Origin of the sequence: Stenotrophomonas sp. 2YAF22, assembly GCF_052114665.1 — a bacterium.
In the GTDB taxonomy this organism is placed as follows: domain Bacteria; phylum Pseudomonadota; class Gammaproteobacteria; order Xanthomonadales; family Xanthomonadaceae; genus Stenotrophomonas; species Stenotrophomonas indicatrix.
This window is the reverse complement of the sequence record NZ_JBFRFE010000238.1, coordinates 1-5,746: the sequence shown is the minus strand read 5'-3', so window position 1 is coordinate 5,746 and position 5,746 is coordinate 1. Positions and strand designations below refer to the sequence as shown.

The following is a 5,746-nucleotide window of genomic DNA, read 5'->3' as shown; positions in this document are numbered from 1 at the left end:
GCCCACGGCAAGCATGCCGGCCAGCAGCAGGGCGGTTGGAAGCGAACCTTTCATGGCAGTCTCCTGCGTCCCCGAAGCGGGGAGGATGATGATCTCGGATCGAGTGTGATCCCGCCGCGGGGCCGCAGCAATGGCCAGTAGCGTCAAATGCGTCAACAGTTGCCGCCAATTCATGGTCGTCAACCCTGACTGACGGCGCTTGACGCTGTGAATACGCGGTCTGGAAGATGCTGTACCTCCATCCGGTCTTTTCCTCCCACGCCCTTGTCCACATTGCCGCCCCTCGTGGAGCGCTCACCCTTGATGGTGCCGACGCCCGAACCCGACCTGCACCATGGCGTGCTTGAGCGCATCCACGCAGGTTTCTGTGTGATCCAGGTGCTGTTTGATGGCGACGAGGCGATCGACTACCGCTTCCTCGAGGTCAACGATGCCTTCGAGCGCCACACCGGCCTGAAGGATGCCTGCGGCAAGCGCATGAGCACGCTGGAGCCACAGCACGAAGGTGACTGGTTCCGTATTTACGGCGAAGTGGCGCGGACCGGGCGACCGGCCCAGTTCGAAATGGATGCCCGTGCCCTGGGGCGCACGTTCGCCGTGGATGCGGTGCGTGTTGGCCGGGCGGGCGATGACAAGGTGGGCGTGCTGTTCTTCGATGTGACCGCGCGCAAGCAGATGGAAGTGGAACTGGGTGAGAGCGAGGCGCGTTTCAGTGCGTTGGCCGATGGCCTGCCGATGCCGGTGTGGGTACTGGACGAGCGCGGCCACGCCCGCTTCGTCAACAGTGCCTTCAGCGAGTTCTTCGGCGGCGACGAGAACCGTGTGCCCGAAGATGTCTGGCGCGGCCTGGTGCATCCCGACGATGCGTCGGTGTTCGAATACGAACTGCAGGAAGCGCTGAAAGCGCAGCGCTCGATGCACGCCCTGGTGCGCGCCCGCCGCGCCGATGGGCAGTGGCGCTGGCTGGAAATGAACGCGCGTCCGCGCTTCTCGCGGATGGGCCGTTTCATCGGCCTGGCCGGCAGCAGCCCGGACGTCACCGAGCGCCGCGAGATCGAACTGGCGCGCGAGGAACTGCTGCAGTCCGAGCGTGCCGCGCGCAGTGCGGCCGAGAACATGGCGCGGCTGAAGGATGAGTTCCTGGCCACGCTGTCGCACGAGCTGCGCACGCCGCTGACCACGATCCTGGGCTGGAGTGAACTGCTGCTGCAGCGCGTCGATTCCACCAGCCCGCTGTACAAGGGCCTGGGCGTGATCGCCAACAGCGCGACCGCGCAGAAGCGGTTGATCTCGGACATGCTCGACCTCAGCAGCATGCTGCTGGGCAAGGTGCAGCTGGAAGTGGAAGTGCTGGACCTGCGCGACCAGTTGAACGAAGCGATGGGCGCACAGGAGCTGGTGGCCGAGGGCAAGGCGCTTGACGTCACCCTGCAGCTGCCGGCACAGCCCTGCCAGGTGCTGGGCGATGCCACCCGGCTGCAGCAGGTGTTCTGGAACCTGTTGTCCAACGCGATCAAGTTCACCCCGGCCGAAGGCCGCATCGACGTGCAGCTGCAGGCTGATGGCAACTATTGGACGATCACCGTGCGCGATACCGGCGATGGCATCGCGCCGGAGTTCCTGAACCATCTGTTCAGCCGCTTCCGCCAGGCCGACGGCACCACCACCCGCCGCCATGGCGGTCTGGGCCTGGGCCTGGCCATCGTGCAGCAGCTGGTCGAACTGCATGGCGGTTCGGTCAGCGCGGCCAGCGATGGCCACGGTCACGGCTCCACCTTCACCGTGCGCCTGCCGCAGCATCTGCCCGATGCCGAACGGCGTCCGCTGCGCGAGGTCGTCAGCGGTCCTATCCTGGAACCGATGGTGGTCGAGCCGTATCCGTTGCGCGGCCTGCATGTGCTGGCGGTGGAAGACCAGCCAGAAGTGCTGGAGTACCTGCGGCGCATGCTGGAAGAGCAGGGCGCCAGCGTATCCGCGGCCAGTTCTGCGGGCGAGGCGCTGGCATTGCTGGCCGACAATGGCCACCTGCAGTACCACGTGCTGCTGACCGACATCGGCATGCCGGGCATGGATGGCTATGGCCTGGTGAGCACGCTGCGCGAGGACCTGGGCGTGGATGCGGCAGCACTGCCGGCGGTGGCGGTGACCGCGCTGGCGCGTGCCGATGACCGTCGCCGTGCGTTGGCCTCGGGCTTCCAGGAGCATGTGGCCAAGCCGTATTCGGTGGCCCAGCTGGTGGGCGTGGTGCGGCGCGTGCAGGCCACGCGCGGGGACAGCCTGCTGCACTGAGCATTCACGGACGATCGGCGACCCTGCAGTTCAGGAGGTCGCCGATGTCCCGTATTGCTCCCCGTATCCATACTGATTCCGCGCAGATCGCGCGCCTGGAAGCCCTGTTGCCGCAGTTGCAGGGGGAAACCGAGGTGCAGCTGACCCTGCACGATGGCCGGCGCCTGCTGGGCACGGTTGCGGTGCAGCCGACGCTGCAGCAGTACCGCAACGACGCCGGCGACGAAGGCAGCAATGGCCAGCTGCGGTTGGACGATCTTGATGCGCCGGTGCAGCAGCATCACGTGTGGCTGGATGAGATCGCCAGCATCCGCAGACTGCCGCCGAGGCTCTGACGGCAACTGCGGATGGCGCATCCACGCATGGCGTGGATCTACTGCAGAGCCACGCCACGCGTGGCCGCGATGGTCAACGTTCGAACAGGTGTAGAGCCACGCCATGCGTGGCCGCGATGGTCAACATTCGAACAGTAGAGCCACGCCATGCGTGGCTGCGATGATCAACATTCGGACAGTAGAGCCACGCCATGCGTGGCTGCGATGTTCAATGTTCGAACAGCGTTGCCGTCGCTTCGAACCTGCGCGCATACGCGCGCTCCTCGGCTACCCGGGTCACTTCATCGTCTGCCAGATCCGGCGCGCCATAGACGGCGTAGGCCACGCTGCCATCGGCGCCGTGGCCAACCTGGTGCAGGCGGTAGCGGGAATGGCCGCCGCCGGTGTCCTCCGGGTAATGCACGGGGGGATGGCTGCCTTCCAGGTCCATTTCACTGTTGTCGACGACACCTCCGACGAACAAGGCACGCATGCAGGATCTCCAGGGGTTGCGGGGAGCTTCTACCCTGAACGCTGGCATGTTGCTGCGGCATCAAGGCAACGTTGAAGTTTCGCAAAGCGGTGGCCGGGGCCGGGGCGGACAAGCCGGTACAATGGACGGCCCTCACGCTTCCAGTACCCGCGCCGATGGCATCCAGCGACGACGCCCCCCTGCAGACCCTGTTCCTGCCGTTCTCCAGCGGCGCCCTGCGCTGGCCGGAAGGTCCGGTGGCCTTCCTGCGCGCCCGTGACGGCTGGCCACTGCGCGAGCAGGCCGGCGGCCGCGAAGTCGACTGCGAGCAGAGCTTCGCCCCGTTCGCGCAGCCGCTGCAGCAGGCCGCTGGCTGGACCGTCAGCGGGCAGCTGGATGATGCTGCCGGCCGCGGCCGTTACCCGCTGGTGCTGGTGCTGCCGCCGCGCCAGCGAGAGGAAGCCCGTGCGCTGTTCGCCCGCGCCCTGGCGCTGGTCGCCGAGGGTGGCCGCATCGTGGCCTGCCAGCACAACAACGAAGGTGCCCGCTCCGGCGAAGGCGACCTCAAGCAGTTGGCCGGCCTCGGCGGCAGCCTGACCAAGAACCATTGCCGCGTGTTCTGGACCGCTCCGCTGCAGGGCCAGCACGATGTGGACGTGGCCAAGCGCTGGGGCGCGCTGGACGCGGTGCGGCCGATCGTCGGCGGCCGTTTCCTCAGCCGTCCTGGCGTGTTCGCCTGGGACCGCATCGACCCGGCGTCGGCCCTGCTGGCCGAGCATCTGCCGGCCGACCTTGCCGGGCGTGCAGCTGACCTCGGTGCCGGTTACGGCTACCTGTCGCGTGAACTGCTGGAGCGCTGCCCGAAGATCACCGCGCTGGACCTGTACGAGGCCGAGAAGCGCGCGCTGGACCTGGCCGAACTGAATCTGGCACCGCCACCGCGCCCCGTGCCGCTGCGCTTCCTGTGGCGCGACGTCACCGCCGGTATCGAGCCGGACTACGACGTCATCATCAGCAACCCGCCGTTCCACACGCCCTCGCGTGCGGATCGCCCGGACATCGGCCAGCGCTTCATCGCCGTGGCCGCGCAGGCGCTGCGCCCGGGTGGGCGCCTGTACGTGGTGGCCAACCGCCACCTGCCCTACGAGTACACGCTCAACGAGAGCTTCGGCGCGGTGCGCGTGGTTGCCGAGCGCGATGGCTTCAAGCTGGTCGAAGCGGTGAAGGGCAAGGGGAAGGCCCGGTGAAACTGGTCAAGCACATCGCCAACCTCGGCTACGGCAGCCGCAAGCAGGTGCAGTGGATGTTCCGCGAAGGCCGCGTCACCGACGCCGACGGCGAGGTGCTCTACGCCGACGACCAGGTGCCGCATGAAGCGGTGCGGGTGGACGGCGAGCCGCTGGACCCGCCGGTGGGCCTGTCGCTGGCGATGTACAAGCCGGCCGGCTACACCTGTTCGACCAAGGACAAGGGCCGCCTGATCTACGACCTGCTGCCGCCGCGCTTCCGCGACCGCGACCCGGTGCTGTCCACCGTCGGCCGCCTCGACCGCGAGACCAGCGGCCTGTTGCTGCTGACCGACGACGGCAACCTGCTGCACCGGATCATCTCGCCGAAGTCGAAGCTGCCCAAGGTCTACGAAGTGGAGCTGGCCGAAGACCTGCGTGGTGACGAGGTGGCGCTGTTTGCCAGCGGCACGCTGATGCTGGAAGCGGAGAAGACGCCCCTGCTGCCGGCTGAACTGCAGGTGCTCGGGCCGCGCAAGGCGCGCCTGGTACTGCACGAAGGCCGCTACCATCAGGTACGCCGCATGTTCGCTGCCGCAGGCAACCATGTGCAGGCACTGCATCGCAGCCGTGTTGGTGGCCTGGACCTGCAGGGACTGGCCGAAGGGGAATGGCGGCTGCTGACCTCCACCGATCTGGATACGTTGTTCGCTCCATGACCTCCATCGCTGCGCTGCCGTTCCTGCCCGACGCCGTCATCTTCGACATGGACGGCCTGATGATCGACAGCGAGCGTGTGTCGCTTGCATGCTGGAGCGAGGCGGCGGAGGAGCTCGGCTTGCCCCTGGATGCCAGCTTCTTCGTCCGCATGGTCGGCCTGGGCGACCGCGACAGCCAGGCGCTGCTGCGCCAGCAGGGCATCGAAGACAGCATGATCGAGGCCATGGCCGCGCGTTGCCATGATCTGTACGAGGAGCGCACCCAGACCGGGCTGCCGCTGCGGCCGGGCATCCTGGAACTGCTTGAGTTGTTGAAGTCGCACGCGGTGCCGCGTGCGGTAGCGACCACCACGCGGCAGCCGCGGGCCAACCGCAAGCTGGCTGCAGCCGGGCTGCTGCCATACTTCGATGCGGTGATCACCAGTGGCGATGTAGCGCGGCCGAAGCCGGCGCCGGACATCTACCTGCTGGCCGCGCAGCGGCTGGGCAAGGCACCGGAACGCTGCCTGGCGCTGGAGGATTCGCCTGCCGGCACGCGTGCTGCGCTGGCGGCCGGCATGACCGTGATCCAGGTACCGGACCTGGTGCATCCCGATGAAGAACTGCGCGCGCTGGGCCACCGCATCGTCGGCTCGCTGGTGGACGCGCACGCCTTGCTGCTGCCGCTGCTGCCGAGGTAGGTGCCAACCCTGGTTGGCATGCCTTGAACCGGGTGGGTGCCGACCG

6 protein-coding genes are annotated in these 5,746 nt (G+C 67.5%); 5 read left to right on the top strand and 1 reads right to left on the bottom strand.

The genetic code is table 11. The features are described 5' to 3' along the window. The first annotated feature begins 303 nt into the window (after positions 1-303). Both AB4Y84_RS11100 and AB4Y84_RS11095 read left to right on the top strand, forming a co-directional pair. Positions 304-2,289, top strand: a complete 1,986-nt coding sequence (locus tag AB4Y84_RS11100; RefSeq protein WP_312787045.1) for a hybrid sensor histidine kinase/response regulator — start codon at positions 304-306, stop codon at positions 2,287-2,289. 44 nt (positions 2,290-2,333) lie between these two features. Then, a complete protein-coding gene (locus tag AB4Y84_RS11095) occupies positions 2,334-2,624 on the top strand; it encodes a DUF3247 family protein (RefSeq protein WP_025878414.1) in 291 nt (96 codons plus the stop codon). 208 nt (positions 2,625-2,832) lie between these two features. Here AB4Y84_RS11095 and AB4Y84_RS11090 read toward each other — a convergent pair whose 3' ends face one another. Beyond that, complete coding sequence (locus AB4Y84_RS11090; RefSeq protein ID WP_025878415.1) at positions 2,833-3,096, bottom strand: hypothetical protein; 264 nt, start codon at positions 3,094-3,096, stop codon at positions 2,833-2,835. A gap of 155 nt (positions 3,097-3,251) precedes the next feature. Here AB4Y84_RS11090 and AB4Y84_RS11085 point away from each other — a divergent pair, with 155 nt between their 5' ends. From AB4Y84_RS11085 to AB4Y84_RS11075, 3 genes are read left to right on the top strand one after another with little or no spacing between them, the layout of a single operon-like run. After that, positions 3,252-4,322, top strand: a complete 1,071-nt coding sequence (locus AB4Y84_RS11085) for a class I SAM-dependent methyltransferase (protein ID WP_442244744.1) — start codon at positions 3,252-3,254, stop codon at positions 4,320-4,322. After that, the gene (locus AB4Y84_RS11080; RefSeq protein ID WP_312787121.1) at positions 4,319-5,020 is read left to right on the top strand and encodes a pseudouridine synthase; all 702 of its coding nucleotides are present in this window, start codon (positions 4,319-4,321) and stop codon (positions 5,018-5,020) included. The genes AB4Y84_RS11085 and AB4Y84_RS11080 overlap by 4 nt, the downstream gene beginning before the upstream one ends. Further along, the gene (locus AB4Y84_RS11075; RefSeq protein WP_442244745.1) at positions 5,017-5,700 is read left to right on the top strand and encodes an HAD family hydrolase; all 684 of its coding nucleotides are present in this window, start codon (positions 5,017-5,019) and stop codon (positions 5,698-5,700) included. Before AB4Y84_RS11080 ends, AB4Y84_RS11075 begins: the two co-directional genes overlap by 4 nt. Positions 5,701-5,746: the final 46 nt, after the last annotated feature.

Excerpts from the sequence above, each read along its gene's own strand:
- AB4Y84_RS11100 (WP_312787045.1), top strand. The coding sequence starts at position 304 with ATGGTGCCGACGCCCGAACCCGACCTGCACCATGGCGTGCTTGAGCGC.
- AB4Y84_RS11095 (WP_025878414.1), top strand. The coding sequence starts at position 2,334 with ATGTCCCGTATTGCTCCCCGTATCCATACTGATTCCGCGCAGATCGCG.
- AB4Y84_RS11090 (WP_025878415.1), bottom strand. The coding sequence starts at position 3,096 with ATGCGTGCCTTGTTCGTCGGAGGTGTCGTCGACAACAGTGAAATGGAC.
- AB4Y84_RS11085 (WP_442244744.1), top strand. The coding sequence starts at position 3,252 with ATGGCATCCAGCGACGACGCCCCCCTGCAGACCCTGTTCCTGCCGTTC.
- AB4Y84_RS11075 (WP_442244745.1), top strand. The coding sequence starts at position 5,017 with ATGACCTCCATCGCTGCGCTGCCGTTCCTGCCCGACGCCGTCATCTTC.